General features: G+C 65.8%; 13 protein-coding genes and 1 tRNA gene. 6 read left to right on the top strand and 8 right to left on the bottom strand.

Going from position 1 to position 20653, the window contains the following annotated elements; translation table 11 throughout:
- The first annotated feature begins 108 nt into the window (after positions 1-108).
- From G3446_RS29075 to G3446_RS00145, 4 genes are read left to right on the top strand one after another with little or no spacing between them, the layout of a single operon-like run.
- Positions 109-414: an SDR family oxidoreductase gene (locus G3446_RS29075; RefSeq protein ID WP_425338372.1), complete on the top strand. Its 306-nt coding sequence runs from the start codon at positions 109-111 to the stop codon at positions 412-414.
- Between the two features lie 20 nt (positions 415-434).
- Entirely contained in the window at positions 435-569 is a 135-nt protein-coding gene (locus G3446_RS29070; RefSeq protein WP_425338371.1) for an SDR family oxidoreductase, read from the top strand.
- Positions 570-613: 44 nt separating this feature from the next.
- Positions 614-1090 carry a phosphohistidine phosphatase SixA gene (gene sixA, locus G3446_RS00150; RefSeq protein WP_164450368.1) on the top strand — a complete coding sequence of 159 codons (477 nt, stop codon included), beginning with the start codon at positions 614-616 and terminating at the stop codon, positions 1088-1090.
- Positions 1091-1116: 26 nt separating this feature from the next.
- On the top strand, positions 1117-1815 hold the full coding sequence (locus tag G3446_RS00145; protein WP_164450367.1) for a class I SAM-dependent methyltransferase: 699 nt from the start codon (positions 1117-1119) through the stop codon (positions 1813-1815).
- Positions 1816-2111: 296 nt separating this feature from the next.
- Here the strand turns inward: G3446_RS00145 and G3446_RS00140 are convergent, their stop codons facing one another.
- The 4 genes from G3446_RS00140 to G3446_RS00125 all read right to left on the bottom strand — a co-directional run bounded on the left by G3446_RS00140 (position 2112) and on the right by G3446_RS00125 (position 13658).
- On the bottom strand, positions 2112-7136 hold the full coding sequence (locus G3446_RS00140) for an NACHT domain-containing protein (protein WP_342449992.1): 5025 nt from the start codon (positions 7134-7136) through the stop codon (positions 2112-2114).
- A gap of 396 nt (positions 7137-7532) precedes the next feature.
- Positions 7533-9803, bottom strand: coding sequence for an ATP-dependent helicase (locus tag G3446_RS00135; protein ID WP_164450366.1), 2271 nt, complete (start codon positions 9801-9803; stop codon positions 7533-7535).
- Positions 9804-10684: 881 nt separating this feature from the next.
- Positions 10685-13219, bottom strand: coding sequence for a DUF3987 domain-containing protein (locus tag G3446_RS00130; RefSeq protein ID WP_164450365.1), 2535 nt, complete (start codon positions 13217-13219; stop codon positions 10685-10687).
- A 226-nt stretch (positions 13220-13445) separates the two neighbouring features.
- Positions 13446-13658: a helix-turn-helix transcriptional regulator gene (locus G3446_RS00125; protein ID WP_164450364.1), complete on the bottom strand. Its 213-nt coding sequence runs from the start codon at positions 13656-13658 to the stop codon at positions 13446-13448.
- Between the two features lie 119 nt (positions 13659-13777).
- Here G3446_RS00125 and G3446_RS00120 point away from each other — a divergent pair, with 119 nt between their 5' ends.
- Both G3446_RS00120 and G3446_RS00115 read left to right on the top strand, forming a co-directional pair.
- A complete protein-coding gene (locus G3446_RS00120; RefSeq protein WP_164450363.1) occupies positions 13778-14359 on the top strand; it encodes a bacteriophage CI repressor in 582 nt (193 codons plus the stop codon).
- Between the two features lie 42 nt (positions 14360-14401).
- A complete protein-coding gene (locus tag G3446_RS00115) occupies positions 14402-16969 on the top strand; it encodes a DNA topoisomerase 3 (protein ID WP_164450362.1) in 2568 nt (855 codons plus the stop codon).
- Between the two features lie 323 nt (positions 16970-17292).
- On the opposite strand, the gene G3446_RS00110 is transcribed toward G3446_RS00115, so the two are convergent.
- The 4 genes from G3446_RS00110 to pheT form a co-directional block, all read right to left on the bottom strand.
- Positions 17293-17369: transfer RNA gene (locus tag G3446_RS00110), tRNA-Pro, on the bottom strand.
- Positions 17370-17406: 37 nt separating this feature from the next.
- Positions 17407-17781, bottom strand: coding sequence for a MerR family transcriptional regulator (locus G3446_RS00105; protein WP_164450361.1), 375 nt, complete (start codon positions 17779-17781; stop codon positions 17407-17409).
- Positions 17762-18061, bottom strand: coding sequence for an integration host factor subunit alpha (ihfA, locus tag G3446_RS00100; RefSeq protein ID WP_164450360.1), 300 nt, complete (start codon positions 18059-18061; stop codon positions 17762-17764). The genes G3446_RS00105 and ihfA overlap by 20 nt, the downstream gene beginning before the upstream one ends.
- Before the next feature lie 4 nt (positions 18062-18065).
- Complete coding sequence (gene pheT, locus G3446_RS00095; protein WP_164450359.1) at positions 18066-20444, bottom strand: phenylalanine--tRNA ligase subunit beta; 2379 nt, start codon at positions 20442-20444, stop codon at positions 18066-18068.
- Positions 20445-20653: the final 209 nt, after the last annotated feature.

Here is a 20653-nt window from a genome sequence, read left to right as displayed (position 1 = left end):
CTCCTCGCTTCGAAAAAGGGGCCGATGCTAGTGGATCGTGGTCCTGCGCCGCTTCCTGCCGGAAGGGTGGCCGAATGGCCGTGGAATCAGTGGCCGGATCGTCGTGGAATGGGTGGCCGAATCAGCGTGGAATCAGTGGCCGAATGCCCGTGGAATCGGTGGCCGAATGGGCGTGGAATACGCAGGCTGCGCGCGCGGCGCGGGATCATCGTCAACATCGCTTCGACCCGCGCACTCCAATCCGAGCCGCAGTGCGAGGCCTATGCCGCGGCCAAGGGTGGGCTGCTGGCCCTCACCCATGCCTTGGCCATCAGCCTCGGACCGGAGATCCGCGTCAACGCGGTCAGTCCGGGCTGGATCGAGACCGGCCCTGGCAGAAGCCGAGCGATCGGCGCTCGCCCACGCACCGCCTGATCGACCAGGCCCAGCATGCGGTGGGGCGGATCGGCGAGCCGGCCGACATCGTCGCGGCGGTCGCCTTTCTGGCCAGCCCGCAAGCCGGCTTCATCACCGGGCAGAACCTGGTGGTCGACGGCGGGATAACGCGGACCATGCTCTATGCGGAGTGAGCCGGGCCGGGGGAGCCATCTATCCAAACGATTCGGAGTCCAAGATGCACCTCTACCTCGCACAGCATGGCTTGGCCGTCCCCGAGGACGTCGATCCCGAGCGTCCCTTGAGCCCGAAGGGCCGCACAGACATTGAGCGTCTCGCGGCGCGCCTGGATCGAGCCGGGATCGTGGTTGAGCGGATGCTGCACAGCGGCAAGACCCGGGCGGCGCAGACCGCGGAGATCCTGGCCGGACCGCTGCGGGCGGGCGCAGTGCCGCAGGCGCGCGGCGGCCTCAGGCCGAATGACCCGGTGGAGGCGCTGGCCTCGGAGATAGCCGACTGGTCCGCGGACACCTTGATCGTCGGGCATCTGCCCTTTGTGGGGAGGCTCGCCTCCCACCTGCTCGTTGCGGACGCCAACCAGTCGCTGCTCGCCTTTCAGCCGGGAAGCCTGGCCTGCCTGGAGCGCGACGCGGACGGTCACTGGAGGCTGGCCTGGATGCTCCGACCGGAGCTCTTGACGGAGGTCTCCCGATGAGATTGACGCGCAGAGGTCAACGCCTGATGCCCATCGCCCAACATCTCCGCGGCCCAGCGCTGATCGCGCTGTGGCTCCTCCTGCCCGTCCTGTCGGCCGCCGAGACCCCGGCGGTCGGACCGGAGATCAACGCTGACGACCATGGCGCCGACCCCCAGCGCTGGGAATCCATCTTCGAGCGCAGCGGCCGAGAGGTCTTCGACCGCCGCGTCGAGATTCTGCAGGCGCTTCAGATTCCTCCCGGACTGCGGATCGCCGATGTCGGCGCCGGAACCGGACTCTTCACACTGCGCTTTGCTGAGGCGGTGGGTCCGAGCGGGAGGGTCGATGCGGTGGACGTCTCGGAATCCTTCGTCGACTCGATTCGGCGTCGTGCACGCGCCGAAGGACTCGAGAATGTGGTGCCAGTGATCAACCAGCAGACAAGCGTCGAGTTAGATCCCGCCAGTGTCGATCTGGTCTTCCTGTGCGACACCTATCATCACTTCGAGTATCCGGACGCGATGCTCGCCGCTATCCGCGAAGCACTGGCACCCGGCGGCATGCTCGCGATCATCGACGACCGACGGGAGCCGGACATCAGCGCGCCTTGGATCCTCGGGCATGTCCGGGCGGATCGCCGCACCGTCATCAAGGAGGTCACGCAGGCCGGGTTCGACCTCATTGATGAGCCGCTCAAGCTGCGCGAGAACTTCTTCATCCGGTTCCGCAAACGTCATCCCTGATCAGGGGCATCGCCAGGGCGCGCTGTCAACCACGCGGGACGCGTCTTGCGCCTTCCGACAGACCCTCGGTGATGAGCCCGTCGCCCCAGAAAAGCGGACAGGGGAGTTTGCTCGTGCTGTGTCCGTATCACGCGGGGAGCGGAAAGTCCGACCTGCGGAGCAAGTGACAAGTCACGACCCGAAGCAGCCACTGAATGACCGGCTTGCGAGCGGCGCTCCGAGCGCATGGCGTAGATCGTTGAAACAGCCCACGGCACATCTTTCAGCCTGTTCCTTGGAAAGAATTTCGGGGAGCGTCAGGTGGCCGGCGTCACGAAGTCGTCTCGCATCCTGAACGCGGCGGAGGAACCGCTCTCGACAAGAACATCGAGCATATACAGGATCGCCTCGCGCAGGGCCGGATCGCGCTTGAGTTCCAGCGGCCGCGCGTAGACATGCCCCCGGAGAAGAACTTCGAGCATGAAGACGGTGTTGGACTCGCGCAGCATGTCGGCGGGATTTCCGCGCCTGAGCGCGTTCGCGATGCGCACGAATGCATCGGGCATGGAACGCTCGCCGATGTGGTAGAGGAAACGGACGTAGCTATCCAGCACGATCCAGACCGGCGGCAGCGCGTCGAAGAGCGCGTCAACGTTGTGGGCATAGCCTTCCAGGCTCCGCCAGTGCCGTACGTTGTCCTTCCACCACGCAGTCAGGAAGATCGTCGACAGCACCTCGCTGCCATGCGGATGCTCCCTGTCCAGGTGCGCAAGCCACTTGGCGCGCTTGACCTGCTGGGCAAACAGGTTCCATAGGAACCAGTAGTGCGGCGTGTTGGGATTACCATCCTCGAAGCTCGTGAGCCCCTGGATGACGTTGTGGACCTCGCGCGGATGAAGATCGACGGCGTCGAGGATCGGCTGGAGGACTTGCTCGGCATCGGCGTCTGACGCCCGCATAGCAAATGGCTGAATGAGGTCGGATATCGCCTGCTCCGTGTGAAAATTCCTATCGCGCCGGTCCGGAGAACGATCGTGCTCACGGTTCCAGCACTCCACCAGGTCTTCGCTGGCACGTCGGTGTGCAGCCACCGCCACAGGCTCGTTGGGCACCTGGCCGAGGATCGCGAGAATCTTCGCGTTCGCCTCGGCTCCGAATATCTCGGTGATATCGAACCTGACGTGCGCATCTGCGGCGATTTCCCCCTCGATCCAGAACCGCTGGCGGACGTCTTCAGCCGCAGTGGCGGAGATCGAGTCCGGCGTGCGCCGTTCGTCGTAGCGCTTTTTCTCCTCGGCGTTCCAGTTGCGATCGGCAAGCGCGGCCTCGGTCGCGATCGCGTTGACGGCGCGCAGGGCAAGGGCAGGGTTCGTGGCCCAGAACTTGTTGTCGATGCCCCAGGTGGCGTACCAGCGGACCTCATCGATCGGATGGGTCACTGCGGCAATAAAGGCATGGCGCACGCGTAGCGTCTGGGCTTCTGTCAGGGTCTTGGAGAGCAACAGCGGTACGACGAAAGCACACGGACGATCCGCAAGCATTGAGAACCGCTGTCCGCGGTCGATGGTTCCCCACTGGTCCGCGTGCCTGGAAATTTCGGAGCAGATGACATCGATGCACCACTCCTTCTCTTCTGGCAACATCTCGTCCCAGTGATCGCGGACGCAGACGGCGGCCACAAATCCCGGAGCGTTGCGGCTGTTGTCCGGATGTTCCGCAGTGCGGTCTATGCCCTTGGCACTTGCCAGCATCTCCTGCCACCGCGCAGGATCAGCAGGGCCGGCCTCGCGCTTATAGGTCTTGAGGCCCCATACGTAAACGCCCAGCCGGGCATTCACTTCTCCCAGGTTCTTCACGCTTTCGTCAATGCGTTGCTGCACTTCCGGAGCAGGAGGCTTGGGTTCGAGGACAATATAGTTCTTCGGAGGCGGTTCGTCGTCACTCACCGACGTTTCGTCCGCTGCTGGCGGGGCATCGGCCAGGTCGTACTGCCGAAAGTCCATCCGATGAAGGGCAAGCTGCCATGCGAGATCCCGCTCTTTGCGCTTGTCCGGCGCGGGCAGTGCCGCGATATAACGGTCGATGATGGTGTGAACCCGTGGGGCCAGAGAGCCCAGTTGCAGGTTTGCGATGGCCGCTTCAAGGTCGTGCTTGCGGTGCGGCAGCGTATTCGACTCCTTCCTCTCCTCTTCGTAGATCTTGTCTTCGGCGCGGAAGGTTGGAAACAACCCCGTGAGGCTCGAGTTCTGGTGCTCGCCGGACATGCGGCTGCGATCGATCTCGATGTAGTCCTGCACCGACAGCAGCACCAGAAGGGCTTCGCCTGAGCGGTGAGGATGAGCGGTCGCCACGCTTGCGACGACGGCTGCGAGCGCGGCGGAATCGCTTTGCTGGAGGATTTCTAGCAATACCGCGTCGAGCCCCTCGGGATGGGATTTGGCATAGTGAAGCAACCACTTTTCGACGGCCATCAGCAGCGACTGGAGCGAATAAGGCCCGACGGTCATGCCGCGATACAGGCCCCAAAGGCGCGGGTTCACCCATTGCTTTCGCGTGGTCCCATTGGCGAACGTGAGTTCGACTTCCCACGCGGGTTCGAGGCGATCACGGAGACGCAGATGCGCGTACCACTCGGCACTGTGATTGAAGACCTGGATCAGGAAGTCGAGGCCCTTTCTCAGATGGTGCGTGAGCAGGGTGATCCACGGCCCCCGGAAGGCACTGGCAGGGAAGAAATCATGGTGCAGGTGTCCCTTGATGCCGAAGTAAAGGTCAATGTCGATGGATGAGCGGCCATAGGGTTCCGCGCGTAGATATTCCTCCGTGGCGAGGAAGGTATCCAGTGCGACGGAGATCAAGAGGTCCGGCAGGTCGCGCGCGGCGGGCGCGCCGTCTAGGCATGCAAGGAGGATGTGGCGGAATTCCTCGGCGACGGGATCGCGGCGGCGCCCTTCCTTGATTTGCCCGCGCAGAATGGCTTCGAAGCGCGCAGGGTCGGCCTTCGGGATCTTCGCAATCACCTTCAGAATGCGTTGGCGCGTGTCTCCTACCCTGTAGTGGTCAAAGCGCGGGAGGAGCCAATGGGCAATGCCGGCAACATGTTCGGCCCCGTCAATGTCAGGCGCACACCAGCTAACGCCGCGCACGGCATCCTCGATCAATGCAAGAAGCAGCGGCGCGTCTTCCGGTCCAAAGCTGCCGATGCTGCGATGCACCAGTCTCACGACGGTTGCCCAGACCGCGCCTTCCGGCACGCTCAGGATCGAGCTGTGTCCGGGCACGTTGGCAAGCCACGGGGGCGACGTCACACAGGCGACGCGCAGGAGGTGGATGACCCTTTTGAGGATGGCGCGGTCATTGGCGAGCAGCTCGGCCTCGTTGCGCGTCAGGAAGTCTGACGCCGACGGTGCCTTGAGCAGCGAGACCAACGTATCGTCTCGGAACTGGGCGGGCACGTCGGCCTGTGCGATGGCCGCGCTGAACAGCCGGTCCGCTGCGGGCGCATCGCGGTCGACCAGTTCGGCAACCCACTTCCGGTACGAGCGGCGCACTGCAGGATGCGGCCCTATCGCCGACGACAATGCCTTGAACGCCGTCTCATCCGTGAGGTGCTGTTCCTCGATCCATTGCAGGATGGCCCAGTCCTCAAGGACGTCGTGCGCCGTCGCCACGAGCAAAGCATTGGTGTCGGGCGAAACAACGAGGGAGTCTTGTTTGAGGCGGGCGATGGCTGCGGCATTGAGTCCCGTCGCTGGCACGTAATCCGACAGGGCGCGCGCCCTGCGCACCGCCAGCTCCTGCAAAGCCGCTTCGCGCAGGCGCGGCATGCCGTCGGCCGGATATTGGTCCGCGCGCACGATCTGCCGCCAGAAGACGGTGCGGAAATCGCGCTCGTTCTCCGGAAGCGGTCGTCCCGCGTCCCACGGAATCCGCAATGCCTTGTCGATGAAGTACGGGTTGCGCAGGATCTCGCGCAGGGAAGGATTGGCGAGCGGCACTGCCAGCGACGGAAAGGCGGCCCGGATCTCCTGCAATTCAGTGTCGTCAAGCGGCGGAACTTCGATGACCGCGTGATCAATCCCCGCCGCCTGGAGAAAGCTGGCCTGTACCTGCTCCACGGAATAGTCACGGCAGGTCATGAGGATACCGAGGCCGTCGTCGCCCTGAGCGAGCGTCATGAGGTCGCTAAACCCGTCTCGCGTCGGTTTCTCAAGCAGGCGTTCGACGCTCTCGATCACGAGCACCTTGCGGCCCTGTGCGCCGAGGATGGCCTGAAGCTCTGTGGCGCGCGCCGGAATCTGGCTGTTGTGGAGCGTTTCGTCGATGTGGGCGACGGCGAATTCCTCCACCCGGAACCCGAAGGCGAAGAATTCGCGGGAGAGAAAGGCCATCGCTCCCTTTCCGATGACGGATTTGCCGCTGCCGGCTGGCCCCGTTATCAGGACGACTTGCTTCGCCTCGATGGCCGCAAGCACCTGTTGGACGATGCTGGGACGCTGCAGATGGAAGGTCGGTCCGATCGTGGTGTGGATCTTCCCCAGCACGAGATCAGTATGGTTCTTCAGTGCCGTCAGCACGCGCTGCTCGTTCGCGCCCACCTCGCCGTACGCCCGGACGAGAGCGGCTGGAAGGTCGACGCGTTTCAGGCTCCGCGCACCCGGTCCGGCGTCGCTCGCGAAGGTCAGAAGGGCGTCCCACACGGCCTTCGCGCTCGCGACAGGATCCAGATCGGTTGACTTGAGGGCGAGCAACGTCTTGATGTGCGCCTCGGTCTGGCGGGTTGAGGTGTGCAGGTCGAGGCTCAGGACGTGGAGCATACGCAGGAAAGGCCACAGGTCTTTGGCAGTGACTTGCGTTCCTTCCAGTGAGCTGACGATCTCGCAAAGCTCGTTGCACTGGCGGATGGACTTCTTCGCAATGAACCCGTCGAGGGAGAGCCGCCGTTTGAACTCTTCGCCGTCGGCCGCGCCTCTGGCGCAGTCGAGCAACCCGACAAAATTCTCAAGGAGCGTGTTCGTGCCGCGCAGCGTCACGAGGACAAAGCGGTCGTGCTGGGGATTGAAAGGGTCGGCCTCCTTGTAATCCTTCCAGAAGTCGCCAATGGCCTTCTTGCATTCGTCGTCGGCGGCGCTGATGGTGAAGCTGCGTTTCACCTGCCCGACGAGCCGCGCAGTCGCCGCGCCGGCGCGCGCGCAGACGACGAGGACGTCGTCCGTATTGAAGCCGAGATGCTCGGTCTGGAAATGGACTTCGGTGACACCGGCATCGGTCAGGATCGGCGGGATGCTGCGGACGAGCAGCTGAGCTAGCCAGTACGCCGCGACGTGTTGCTCGAAGAACACACCCTCGCCGCCGGTAGAGATCGGACTTGAAACTCGTTTCTGGCTTGGGCCAACCATGCAATCCACCATATGCTCCACTGTTTCGATAGTCGGGAAAGTCGTTCAAAACCTAGTTCGATGACGACCTCATGCGAGTGGTTGCACGGCTCGTCCGATGATTCCACGGATTGTGAGTAGCAGGAACGCCTGATGTCTCATCGGTTTGGTGGTTTGCTGAGAGTCCGGTCTTGGCCGAGTCCTTCCGCTCAGCCGTCGTGGGCGAGTTTCCGCTAATGGGACATTGCGACCAGATCGCGCCGAAGACTAAGCGTCGGCTTACCGGAGATGGCGAAAAAGCACATCGAGCCCCCACCCCGCTTGCAATGCTCCCAACGCGCAGAGCGCGTCCAGTGACAGTCACAACCGCTCCAGCGGAGCCATACTCGTCTTGATCCGTCGGAGCTGGCCATTGAAATCGATGTCGACGATGTCGCGATCGACGAGGCCGACAATAAAGCCTTCCCCGAATACGCGATGCCGAATGCGGTCGTTCAACGCCCAACGCGGCGGGCGCTGAGGCTCACCGCTGCCAGGAGCCATCGACGCCGGCCGCTCGTATCGCGCTTCGATGCCGACCTCACCGAGATAGCGATTGAGCACCGCGAGCCGAGCGGTCGGCGCGGCTGGAAGGGTATTGAGCGGTTCTTGACCCTCAAGATGGCGGGTGATGGCCTCACCGAGCTCACGGCTGGTTCGCAGGCGCGCCTCGAACGCGAAGAGGCTCGCGTTGCATCTAGCCAGACCATAGGGCTTCATCGGCTCGCCACGCCACTGGGCGTCGAAGTGTGCATCCGGGGGGATCACTAGATGCAGTGCCTCTTTGCAACGCGTCAAGGCGACGTAGGCCAAGCGCCGTTCCTCCTGGCGATCGGCGCGTTTTGCGGGAAACAGGCCTTCCTCGAGCCCCAGGACCACCACCATGGGCCATTCGCGGCCTTTGGCCTGGTGGATCGAGGAGAGCAAGACCACGTCGCCGCCGGCGGCGTAGCGCTCGGCCGTGCGGCGCAGGTCGTCCATCCGGGACAGAAAGTCCGGCACCGAGGTCGCGGTTCGCGTCGCCCATCCGAGGAGGGTGTCGTAGGCCAGCTGCTTTTCGGAGGCGGTGTCGCTGTCGGCGGATGTCGCATAGGCGCGCAGGAGGTCCGTCCGCGCGGCGTAGAGACGCAGCGCGTCGGCGGCCGGCCACGCACGCCATTGGGTGGCCTCGCGCCAGAGCGCCGCGCGCTCGCGGATCTTCTCGGCGTGAAAGGGCATCTTGACGCGCTTGGCGACCTGGGCGATGGCCGCGGCGCCCTGCCCGGGGGCTTGGAGGATCGCCTCGATCAGGGCGTCGAGCACGCGATTGGCGAGTCGCAGGCTCGGGGTGCCCAGCATGTGTCGGATGATCTCGCGGGCGTTCGGCGCCTCGAACAGGGTGCCGGCGGCGAGGCGCAGGTAGCCGAGCAGACCGGCGACATCGGGGACCTGGAAGGCGGCGTCCTTGCCGGGCTTGGTAAAGGGGATGCCGCGCTCGAGCAGTGCAAGTTCCAGCCCCAGGGTCTGGCCCCAGAGCCGCCCGAGCACGGCACAGTCACGGTAGCGCCGGCCGCTGCGGTACCACGCCTCAATGGCCGCAACGACGCCCGCCTGATCGCCGCTCGAGGTGCCACGAATCACCTCAATGCGCGTGTGGGGCGTTCCGGGCGCCGAGACGCAGAGCGTGTCGATGCGATCGGCGTTGTACGCGATGAGCTGGGCGGCGGCGAGCGAAACTGAATGACCGAAGCGAAAGGTGCGCGAGAGGCTGTAGCGGGTCGCACCGGGAAAGAAGTGGTCGAAATCATCACCCATGAACTGCGGTTTGCTGCCACGCCAGACATAGATGCACTGGGAGTCGTCGCCGACCGCACTGAGGCTTGCGCGCGTGCCGACGAGGTGGCGGAGCAGTTCGACCTGCACCCGGCTGACGTCCTGGAATTCATCGACGATGACGGCGTCGAGCTTGTTGGTGACCATCCGCTGTGCCTCGGCGCTGTGAGACAAGAGCGCGACGGGCTCACTTTGCAGGTCGGCGAAGAAGCGCAGACCTTGCTGTGCGCGCGCCTCTTCGAAGCGCGCGAAACCGCGGATGAAATAGCCATACTGAGGCGGGATCGAGAGCGCCTCGAAGGCGTCGGCCGCGGAGAGGAGGTCGGATTTCACCAGGTCGATGAAGCGGGCGAAGGCCTCCAGGTCGTCCGGGCTTGGATAGTCGTCGGCGCCTTCCTCGCGCAAGGCGGCCTGGGCGGCTTGACGCGCGAGGGTCTTCGCGATGGATTCCCTGGCCTCCAAGCGCCGCCGCGGCAGCAGGCCGACCGTCTCGAAGTGCGCCGTGAGCTTCAGGCCGAGACTGTGAAAGGTGCGCACTTCGGGCACCTTCGTGCCAACGGGAAGCGCCTCGGTGAGGCGATCGCGGAATTCGGTCGCGGCGGCCCGGTTGAAGGCCAAGACCCGGATGCGCTCGGGCATGAGGCCCTGCTCCAGCAGGAACAGGACACGCCCCACGAGCATGTGCGTCTTCCCGGAGCCGGCCACGGCGAAGGTCAGGGAGTGGCCTCTGGGGTGCTCGATCGAGCGTCTTTGCTCCTCGGTGTAGGTCAACGCGGGCATGATAGAACGGATCTCTGAAGCGATGGCCGTGGCCTGCCAGGCGGATGCCCTGGGTCGTCATTGCGCCACGACGCGCTTTGCATTGTTGAAGCGGCGTCCGCCAAGGTCAACGTGACCAGCCCCGGAGAGGCTGACCCAGCCTCATCGGCCGCCTGAATCCGTTTCGCTGGGTTCGATCACGGGCATGATCCACCACTGCGGATGCGCCTCCTGCATCTCGGCACGGGTCGCGGGCGGAGTCAGCGACACCGACTGACACTGCCCATCGGGTTTGATCACATCCCAGAGCCGATAGCGGGTGTCGTCACGATCGCTGAGGTGCTCCGAGTCGGACGCACGCCGGCGCCCTGCCGCCTGTTCTCCAGACGGCGATGCTGTCGCTGGAGGCTCCGACGCCGATGGTCCCGTCTGATCACGCGCACTCCGAGTGGCCCGTTCATCGCTCTGCGCCCAAGGATCGAGCGGCTCGGTCACCCCGCCTGTCGCAAACCGTCCTCCGGTTAAAGCCCGTTTTTCAGGTGGTGTTAGCGTCGAAGCCCCGCATCCGCCCATCGGCGCGTTTGTACACGATTCACGATTCATCTCACTCGATGGTGAATCTGGGCTGGGCGACAGGGGCGACAAGGGCGACATTCCCCTCGAAACAAGCGCTTGCGCCTTTGTTGTGGGGTGCGACAGAGGGGCGACACAGGGCGACATTGAGCCGTCCTTGGTGGCGATGTCGCCCCTTGTCGCCCCCGTGTCGCCCCCTTGGAGTGAAGCGCAAGACCTTGAAACAGAAGCGTTGTCGCCCTTGTCGCCCCTGTCGCCCCGGTTGGAGGACGCCTGAGCGGCCTCTTCCAGGGCGGGTGTCAACAAATCGGCGACAAGGTCGAGGACGTTCATGCGCCACCCTCCTCCTCATCCGGGCGTATGATCACACCCCACTGAGAACCGTCGCGGTAGACCAGCCGCGCCTGCTCCAGGGTGGCGAGCGCGGTATCGCGCCGGGTTTCGCTGCGCAGTGCCTTGGGGCCGATCCGCAGCATGGCGCGCTCATGGGCGCGCGCGCTCGGCTGCTCAAGCAGCCAGCTGTAGAGCTTCAGGGCACCCTCGCGGGCGTCCTGAACATCGCGCTCGCCGAACACCCCGCGCCAGGTCTCCAGGGCGTAGCTGGCCAGCGCCATGCCTTGGCGCAGGGGCTCGACCTCGAGGCGAGTCGCCTGACGCTGACCAAAGACCGTCAGCACCGCGGCGATGCGGAAGGCCTGCTCAGTGAGGCGCACGGCGAAGGACTTGATGTCGCGCAGCTTGGCGCCGCTTCCCTTGGCGAGCTGCTCCATGCGCTCGAAGAAGGCCCCGGCCAAGGTCAGCGCTTCTTGGGTCGGCTCGAGGACCGAGAGTCCGCCGCAATCCTCGCCGAGCGGCTGATCCAGCAGCCGGTTGCAGGCACGCCAATAGTCCCCGACCACCGGGTCCTGATCGGCCCGCCAGTGCTGGGCGCGACGCGGCAGCGCCGGCTCCGGCCAGGCGAGCAGGAAGCGCGGCCAGAAGCCAATGCCCGCGAGCAGCGGATCGAGCAAGGTGTCCTGGGCGGCCTCGGGCTGCAGCATCCAGTGCAGCGAGAGCCGCCGGTCGTAGAGCTGGATGCGGCCCGCGGTGCCGCGCGCGACCGAGACCTCGCCGTCGTCCCAGAGGCTGTTGAAGGTCGCGGCGGTCTTGGCGCGGTTGTCACGGCTCATGCCGTAGCCGGCGAGCAGCGCGGCAGCCTCGGCGGTGAAGACGCCTTGTGAGGGCACCCCCTGCAGGAAGCTGCGGCGCAACCCCTCAACGGTGCCGTCGCGGGCGATGCGGTAGGGCTCGCGCGGCGGGGTGGTCGGTGAATCGCTCGACGTCGACTGAGCCATCGCCTCGAGTTCGGCGCGATAGGCCCGGGTCTCACTGCGCTGGCGGGCCTGAATCGCCGCCTGGGCAACGCTGTCGACGGCCGACTTGCCGTCACCCGACTCGCCGATCGTCAGGAGATAGAGCGAGAGCGGCTTGACCGCCTCCAGGGTGCGGACATTAGCGATCGATTGAGTCAGCAAGGCGGCGGTCCCAAGCAGCGACTGTCCGGCCAGCGCGGGACGCACCTGCAGCCCGGCGACCAAGGCGCGACAGGTGTCGGCTAAGGGTCCGAGGGCGTCGATGGGGTACTCGACGCCCAGGCTGAGGTCGGGCGCGAGCCGCTGCTGGGCACGGCGCCGCAGCGCCGCCTTGTCGAGTCCTGGATCACCCTCCCCCGACGCACACGTCGATGGCCCCGTTGGTGCGGGGCGCGCGGTGGCAGATACCGCCGAGTTCGGCCTCGCTGCCAGCCCCAGCGCCCTCGCCGCCGCGCGTACGGCGGCAGTCATGTCGCCCTGATGCGCCAGGAGGCAATAGACACTGAAAGCGTCGTGGGCCTGACCGGTGTTGAGCGGATCCTGGGCGTGCGACGAATAGACGCGCTCCGGCGTGGTGTCCGGCAGCAGCCGGACACCGGGCACCCCCGAGGTGCTCGCCGGATGCAGCCAGCGCGCGGCCCCCTTTGGAAGATAGCCGTACTGATGCAGCAACTCAGCGAGGGGATGGGCGGCATTGAACGCATCAATGACACTGCGCGTCTGAGGCCCCGGATCGGTGTGCCCGACCTGAGCACAGGCGGCCGTGATCTGCCGGGCCTGCGCGAGGAGGGAATCGACCGGCAGCAGCTCCCCCGCCAGAAGGTGATGGCGAAAGTCGGCCTGCCGCTGCGGCGGACAGCGCGGCAGATAGTAGAGCCTCGCCGGCTCCAGGCACTGGGTATCCAGGCAGGCGCTGAGCCCCAGAAGCATCGCGACATGCAGGCCGAGCGGGCGTAGCTCCGCGCGGGTGAGCGGGCGACTCAAGGCCAGCACCACGTGATAGCGTGGATGGGGCTGATCGCTCGGCTGGATGGTCGCATCGAGATGGGAATAGGAGGTCTGCAGCATGGCCCGCCAGCCATGCAGCTCCAGCTCGGCGGCCAGGCTCTCGAGGCTTGGCGGCTCGGGTCCGATGACCGTCTTGACGCCGGTCGTGCCGTCGAGGCGGGTGCGGGCCTCAATGTCCAGGACCAGGGCGGAGATCGCTGCGACGCGCTGGGCGTTGCGCGGTCCGGGCGCGATCGCGGCCGGCAGCCAAGCAGGTCCGTCTTTGGGGCCAATCTGGACGGTCGCGAGCCGCCGCGCCAACACCGACCAGCGCAGTCGCCCTGCACGCGCGATCGGCTGATTGGCCGCGCGGACAAAGGCGACGTCTAGGACCGGATCCGAGGGATCGGCGCGGAGCGCTAGAGTCTGCGCGCAGGGCCGCTGGAAGGCCACACCGGCCGCCATGACGTCAGCACCCTGCCCGGCACGGGGCGTTGGCTCAGAGGAGTGGGAGGTCAAGGTCATCGATCCGTCTCACAGGAAGGCGTGAGACCAACCGTGACGGGGGTTGGCAAGGGCTTGCCCCCAAGGCGACGCACGTCGGCCCGGTGCGCTACACGGGGATCTGCCGGTGCTCAACCCTTGGTCACGGTTGGAGCTTCGTGGCTAGCGCCCTGCTCGGCGCCAGCCGACGGTGTCCGAGACGCCCCGCTGATGTTCGGCGGGGCGTTCCTTTATCGGGCGTCGCTCCTCACTCCGGCTGCCCCCGCGGAGCGGCCGCGCGGGCGGCCTGCCAATGCTCGATCTCCTCGGCATCCCACACGACGGTGCGCAGACCCAGGCGAATAGGCGCGGGCATCAGGCCGCGCGCCACCCACCGGCGCAGCGTCGAGCGGTGGACCGAAAGATGCTCCGCGAGCGCACGTTCGCGCAGATAGCGACGGGGGGTAGCTGGGGTGTGCATGTGAGTGTTTTCGTTTTTGACCCTAACGCTCAGTGGTAAGCTAACGGTCGCGACAGCGTGCAACCATCAACCGCCGAATGTCATGATTTGCTACCATAACATCCGCAATGAAAAAAGCAATGCCAACCGACACCCTTCACCGTGACGCCGAGCTGCTCGATGTCCTGAAGACAGGATTCGACCTGGGCTCCGATGCCCAGGTCGCGGCGTTCCTCGGCATCACGCGCACGACCATTCATAGCGTGCGCCATGGCAAAGCGCGTCTGGGGATCGTGCAGCGGCTGAAGATCCTCGACCATATTGGCTTTCTGCACAGCCGCCAGTGGCTGGAGAGTCTCCTGCCGGACAACTTAAGCGCGCGCATCCGCCGCACGAGCCACGCCTTGGCGCAACGCCAGGTTCGTTCGCGACAGCGCATCACCCGCGACCTGGATGTCGAGGGTGAGCTGCTCGATCTGGTGCAGGATGCCTGCGGGTTCCGCACGGATGCCGAACTGGCTGAGTTTCTTGGCGTCGCCCGCAACACGCTGTCCAACGTGCGGGCGGGTCGCGGCAGTCTGGGACCGCGCCCACGCCTGCGTATCCTCAATCGGTTTGCGCCCTTCGATACCGAGCGGGTCGATGCGGTGCTGAACTCGACCGATGCCTTGATTGCGGCCGTGCAAGAGTGGATGGAGCGAGATCATGCCGATCAGGAGTAGGCTCAGAAGCCATTGGCGCGGGCATCCTGATGAGCGCTCGCCATGACCACCGTCGTCCTCGCCGAAAAGCCCAGCGTCGCTCGTGACCTCGCGCGGGTGCTCGGTGCCGGGCGCAGGGGTGAGGGGTATTTGGAAGGCAACGGCTACCGCGTGACCTGGGCGCTCGGCCATCTGGTCCATCTCGCCGAGCCGGACGAGTACGGAGAGGCCTGGGCCGGGCGCTGGTCGGCCGAGCCGCTGCCGATGATCCCGGAGCGCTGGAAGCTGCGCATCGGCCAGCAGACCGCGAAGCAGTTCAAGATCGTCAAGGCGTTGATCACCGCCCCGGAGACCGAGCGCCTCATCTGCGCGACGGACGCCGGGCGCGAGGGCGAGCACATCTTCCGGCTGATCTATGAGCATGCCCGCTGCAAGAAGCCGTTCGAGCGGCTGTGGATCTCGAGCCTGACCGACGAGGCGATCCGCGCTGGCTTCCGGGCGCTCAAGCCCGGCCATGCCTTCAACCCGCTGGCCGATGCCGCGCGTGCCCGCGCCCAGGCGGACTGGCTGGTCGGCATGAATCTGACCCGCGCCTACACGGTGCACAACCGGGTGCTCTGCACCATCGGCCGGGTGCAGACGCCGACGCTAGCCATGATCGTGGCGCGCGACACCGAGATCGCCCACTTCACCAAGGCGTTCTTCTATGAGCTGGTCGCGCATCTGACGGAGGGCTTCGTCGCCCTCTATCTGCAAGACGGCACGACCCGGATCGACCGTAAAGAGACGGCCGAGCGTCTGCAGCGCGAACTCAGCCCGCACCAGACCGGGACGGTGAGCAAGGTGGAGAAGAAGGTCCGCCACCACCGCCCGCCCCCGCTCTATGATCTGACCAATCTCCAACGCGACGCCAATCGCCGCTTCGGCTTCACCGCCGCACAGGTGCTCGAGCACGCCCAGGCGCTCTACGAGACCCACAAGCTCATCAGTTATCCGCGCACCGAGAGCCGGCACATCTCCGAGGATATGCTGCCGCAGCTCCCTGGCATCCTGAAGCAGCTGCAGCATCCGCTCGCCCCCGAGGCCCTGCAGCGCCTGGAGGGCGGGCACCGGCTCAACAAGGCCTACGTCGACCGCACCAAGCTGACGGATCACCACGCCATCCTGCCCACCGGGACGGCGCCGTCCGCCGCGCTGCCCCCGCCCCTGCGCCGGATCTACGATCTGGTTGTGGCGCGCTTCGTGGCGATCTTCCTGCCCGATCAGCGCGTCGAGGAGACGCGGGTCGAAATCGCCATCGGCGACGCCACCTTTCTGGCGCGCGGCTCAGTGGTGCTGGAGCCGGGCTGGAAGCGGGTCGAGCAGGAGCGTCGCCCGGCGAAAGCGGCCGAGGCGAAGGCGGAGGCCGATGACGGCGAGCCCCAAGGCCCGCTGCCGCCGCTGGAGGTCGGTCAGAGGGTGCATGTGGACCGCCTGGAGGTGCGGGAGAAGGAGACCCAGCCACCGCGTCACTACGACGATGCCAGTCTGCTCGCGGCCATGAAGAACGCCGGGCGCACGATCGAGGATGATGCGCTGGCCTCGGCGATGGCGGGCTGCGGGCTCGGCACGCCGGCGACCCGCGCCGAGATCCTCGAAAAGCTGATCCGCACCGGTTATCTGGAACGGCAGCGCAAGCAGCTGCGCGCCACCGCCAAGGGCCAGGCCTTGATCGGCCTGGTCGCCGCCCCGCTGCGCAGCCCCGAGCTGACGGCGGAGTGGGAGCAGCGGCTGAAGGAGATCGAGCTGGGCGAGCGCACGGCCGCCGAGTTCGATCGCGACATCGTCACCTTCCTGCGTGAGTTGGTCCCCCAGATCGCCCAAGGTCCAGCCCTGAGCCCGGAGCAGGTCGACGCCGCCCGACAGGGTGAGCCCCGCCGCAACGGGGGCAAGGCCGCAAGCGCCACGAAGACCTCGCGACGGGCGAGCGGCGCCAAGGGCGCGGGAGACGGCCCCTGTCCCGTCTGCAGGCAGGGCGAGATCACCGAGACGGCCAAGGCGCTCGGTTGCAGCCGCTATCGCGACGGCTGCGGCTTCACCATCTGGAAGACGGTGGCGGGTCGCACGCTGACCAAGCCCCAGATCCGCCAGCTCATCGCGCAGGGACACACCGATCCTATCCAGGGGTTTGTCTCCAAGGCCGGCAAGCCCTTCTCCGCCGCCCTGCGACTCGACCCGGCCGGCAAGGTGATGCTGGACTTCGGCGACGCCGCAAAGGGACGCTCGGCGGCGCCTCGCAACGCCAGAGCCAGCTCGGGCGCGGCCCCACGGGCATCGGACAAGAGGGTCGAAGCGCCACCCCAGGAGCCTGCCTCCAGTCACGCGCCCTCCCTGCGCGAGGATCCGCCAACTTGCCCCAAATGCGGCCAGGGACGCATCATTGAGGGTCGCCGCGGCTTCGGCTGCAACCGCTATCGTGACGGCTGCCATTTCGTGGTCTGGAAGCAGATTGACGCTCTGGTGCTGACGGAGGGGCAGATCCGCGCGCTGATCGAGCACGGCCGCGCCGGGCCGATCGCTGCGACCGACGCGCATGGCCCGGTCTATCTGCAGCTTGATGCGCATTGGCAGGTCCGAGTCGAGCGGACGTAGCGGACGGCGGTTTGCTGTCTTCCATGGGATGGATCCCGGCCACAACGGATAGCGCCCTCAGGCAATGCCACCCGTCCTGCAGCACAGGCGCAGATCGCTCATGTCTTCCGGGCGAGCACTTGCGGCACGCCTCTTTTCCGGGGCATCGACCGGCAATCGCCGACATCACCGCCCCTTGATCTGCGCAGGCGCGTTCTCACGACCTTGCAAGGGCAGTGAGGCGACCAAAATCCAACGCGACTACAGACGCGACTACAAAACGACTCTATTCGGTATAAAGAAAAAGCGGCTAGCCAATTTCTCAGCTAACCGCTTGTTTCTATTGGTCGGGGCGAGAGGATTCGAACCTCCGACCACCTGAACCCCATTCAGGTGCGCTACCAGGCTGCGCTACGCCCCGTAAAGACCGTTAAGGATAAGGTTTGGTAGCAGGCGTGTCAACGCCTGAGGACTTGAAGGATCTCTTCAAGCTCTAGCCGCATCTGACGGAGAATCTGGTGGGTTTGATTGAGATCGTGCTTGGCGCCTTCGCCGCTGAGCTGTTGGCGGGCGCCGCCGATGGTGAAGCCCTGGTCGTAGAGCAGGCTGCGGATCTGCCGGACCATGAGGACGTCGTGACGTTGGTAGTAGCGCCGGTTGCCCCGGCGCTTAACGGGCTTGAGCTGGGGGAACTCTTGCTCCCAATAGCGCAGGACGTGCGGCTTGACGCCGCACAGCTCGCTGACTTCACCGATGGTGAAATAGCGCTTGCCGGGAATCGGCGGGAGATCGCCGTCTCCGACATCCTCGACGCTATCTGTGGGTTCCAGCATAGGCCTCTACCCGCGATTTGAGCTTCTGGCCAGGACGGAAGGTGACAACGCGGCGGGCGGTGATAGGGATCTCCTCGCCCGTCTTGGGATTACGGCCCGGGCGCTCTTTCTTCTCGCGCAGATCGAAGTTGCCGAAGCCCGACAGCTTGACCTGCTCGCCGCGCTCCAAGGCCGTGCGGATCTCCTCGAAGAACATCTCGACGATATCTTTGGCCTCGCGCTTGTTCAGGCCCAGCTGGTCGAACAGGTGCTCCGCCATCTCGGCTTTGGTCAACGCCATACCTTCAGTCCCTCAATCTCGCGCCAATCTGGGTGGTGAGGCTGTCGACGATTCGCCCCACCGTCGTTTCAATGATGTTGTCTTCAAGTGTCTGAGAAGAAGACTGTAAAATCAATCCCAAAGCCAGACTTTTTCGTCCAGTCTCGACGTTCTCGCCAGTGTAGACATCGAAGAGAAGGATGTCTTTCAGCAGCTCGGACGCGGCGGCCCGAACGCAGTCCGCGACCGCGTCGAAGGAGACCGATTCGTCGACGACCAAGGCGATGTCGCGGCGGATGCTGGGGAAGCGCGAGATCTTCTCGAACTTCGGGAGCACACCCTCTGCGATCGGCTCGATCTCCAGCTCGAAGAGAAAGACATCGCCGTCGAGGTCGAGCTGCTTGGCCAACGACGGGTGCAGCATGCCGATGATGCCGACCCGGCGCCCGCCCCACTCGATCGCGGCCGTCTGTCCTGGATGCAGCGCCGGATCGGTCGCCGCGACGAAGCGGAATTGCTCCAGCGCCCCTGTCAGACCGAGCACGGCCTGCACGTCGGCCTTGAGGTCGAAGAAATCGACCCCGCCCGCCCGCGCACCCCACTGCTCCGGCAGCCGTGCACCGAGGATCAAGCCGCCAAGCCCTTGGGTCTGCTCGAGCCCGTCTCCCGATTGACGGAAGCGCAGCCCGGACTCGAAGAGGCGCACGCGCTCGGTCTGACGCGACTGGTTGTAGACCGCGGCCTGCAGCAGCCCAGGCCAGAGGCTGGTGCGCATGACCGAGAGCTCCGAGCTGATGGGGTTGGCGAGCTTGAGCGTCTCGGCATCCGGGGCGACCAGCGCCTGCATCTCCGGGCTGACGAAGCTGTAGGTGATGACCTCGTTGAAGCCGCGATCGACCAGTGCCAGACGCGCACGGTCGAGATCGAAGGCCGTCTCCGGCGGCGCCTTGGTGGCCGAGGCCGCGCTGGCATGCGTTATGGGGATCGCGTTGTAGCCGTGGATGCGGCCGATGTCGGCGATGAGGTCGACTTCCATGACGAGGTCGAAGCGCGCGCTGGGTGGTGTGACGCGCCAGCCGTCGTCGAGGCGCTCCAGCCCCATGCCAAGACGCTCGAGGATATCGGTGATGGTGTCGGTCGGCAGCTCGAGCCCGAGGATCTGGGCGACGCGGCGCTCGCGCAGATGCAGCGGCTCGCGCTTGGGCAGGTGCGCCTCGGCGGTCGCCTCCACGATCGGACCCGGCTCGCCGCCGACGATGTCGAGCAGCAGGCGCGTCGCCCGCTCCATGGCCGTCGCCTGCAGCTGCGGGTCGACGCCCCGCTCGAAGCGGTGAGACGAGTCGGTATGCAGGCCATAGCTGCGGGCCTTACCGCTGATGGCAACGGGCGCGAAGAAGGCGCTTTCGAGCAGGACGTCGCGCGTCCCCTCGCCGACCGCGCTCTCGGCACCGCCCATGATGCCGGCCAGCGCGACGGCCTTTTCGGCGTCTGCGATGACCAGGGTATCGCCGCGCAGGCTCGCCTCTTCGCCATTCAGCAGGGCCAGCTTCTCGCCCTCCTCGGCCATGCGTACGCGGATCTCGCCCGCGAGCTTCGCCAAGTCGAAGCCGTGCATCGGCTGCCCTAGCTCGAGCAGCACATAGTTGGTGACGTCCACGACCGGACTGATGGCGCGCAGGCCACCGCGCCTCAGCCGCTCCTGCATCCAGATCGGCGTCTCGGCGCTCGGATCGATGTTGCGGATGACGCGGCAGAGATAGCGCGGGCAGGCCTCGGGGGCGAGGAGCTGAACCGCGAAACGCGCGTCCGAAGCGGGCGCGACCGGCTCGATCCTGGGTGCAGACACAGGCGCGCGATTGATGACGCCAACTTCGCGCGCAAGCCCGGCGAGGCTGAGGCAGTCCCCCCGATCGGGCGTCAGGTCGACCTCGATACAGTGATCATCGAGGCTGAGCCAGCCGCGGAAGTCCTCACCGATGGGCGCGTCCGCGGGCAGGGGCAGGATGCCGACGGAGGACTCGGCCAGGCCAAGCTCGCTCGCGGAGCAGATCATGCCGAAGGACTGGACGCCGCGCAGCTTGGCCTTCTTGATCTTGAAGTCGCCCGGCAGCACCGCGCCGATGGTCGCCACCGGTACCCGCATCCCCTCGGCCACATTGGCCGCGCCGCAGATGATTTGCAGCGGCTCATCCTGACCGACGTCCAGAGTGCAGATCCGCAGCTTGGCGGCGTCCGGATGGGGCGCGATGCCCTGGACCAAACCAATGGTCACGCCACTGAAGGCCGGCGCCGCAGGCTCGACGGCGTCTACTTCCAGACCCGCCATGCTGAGCTGATCGGCCAATTGCTGGGTGTCGACGGGTGGACTCACCCACTCGCGCAGCCACGCCTCACTGAATCGCATGTCCCGCTTTCCTATGTCTTAGCCGCGTCATCGCGCAATGGATGAGGCCGCTGAAAAGTCGTTGTCTTCGATCGGGGAAGCTTGAAGGGCTGGTCACGGCACCGCCGAGCTACCAACGACAGCGTGCAGAGAGCCAGTCACCCGAAAACCCTGAGCGCCCTTCGCGCCTTTGCGGCTCAAACCATCCCCGTGCCGAGGTTGCAGCCAGG

Origin of the sequence: Thiorhodococcus minor (assembly GCF_010820565.1) — a bacterium.
In the GTDB taxonomy this organism is placed as follows: Bacteria; Pseudomonadota; Gammaproteobacteria; order Chromatiales; family Chromatiaceae; genus Thiorhodococcus; species Thiorhodococcus minor.
This window is presented reverse-complemented; position numbering and strand designations above follow the sequence as displayed.

What these genes read in the sequence shown, in the direction of transcription:
- G3446_RS29075 (WP_425338372.1), top strand. Translation starts at nt 109, where the DNA reads ATGGGTGGCCGAATCAGCGTGGAATCAGTGGCCGAATGCCCGTGGAAT.
- sixA (WP_164450368.1), top strand. Translation starts at nt 614, where the DNA reads ATGCACCTCTACCTCGCACAGCATGGCTTGGCCGTCCCCGAGGACGTC.
- G3446_RS00145 (WP_164450367.1), top strand. Translation starts at nt 1,117, where the DNA reads ATGCCCATCGCCCAACATCTCCGCGGCCCAGCGCTGATCGCGCTGTGG.
- G3446_RS00135 (WP_164450366.1), bottom strand. Translation starts at nt 9,803, where the DNA reads ATGCCCGCGTTGACCTACACCGAGGAGCAAAGACGCTCGATCGAGCAC.
- G3446_RS00130 (WP_164450365.1), bottom strand. Translation starts at nt 13,219, where the DNA reads ATGACCTTGACCTCCCACTCCTCTGAGCCAACGCCCCGTGCCGGGCAG.
- G3446_RS00125 (WP_164450364.1), bottom strand. Translation starts at nt 13,658, where the DNA reads ATGCACACCCCAGCTACCCCCCGTCGCTATCTGCGCGAACGTGCGCTC.
- G3446_RS00120 (WP_164450363.1), top strand. Translation starts at nt 13,778, where the DNA reads ATGCCAACCGACACCCTTCACCGTGACGCCGAGCTGCTCGATGTCCTG.
- G3446_RS00115 (WP_164450362.1), top strand. Translation starts at nt 14,402, where the DNA reads ATGACCACCGTCGTCCTCGCCGAAAAGCCCAGCGTCGCTCGTGACCTC.
- G3446_RS00105 (WP_164450361.1), bottom strand. Translation starts at nt 17,781, where the DNA reads ATGCTGGAACCCACAGATAGCGTCGAGGATGTCGGAGACGGCGATCTC.
- ihfA (WP_164450360.1), bottom strand. Translation starts at nt 18,061, where the DNA reads ATGGCGTTGACCAAAGCCGAGATGGCGGAGCACCTGTTCGACCAGCTG.
- pheT (WP_164450359.1), bottom strand. Translation starts at nt 20,444, where the DNA reads ATGCGATTCAGTGAGGCGTGGCTGCGCGAGTGGGTGAGTCCACCCGTC.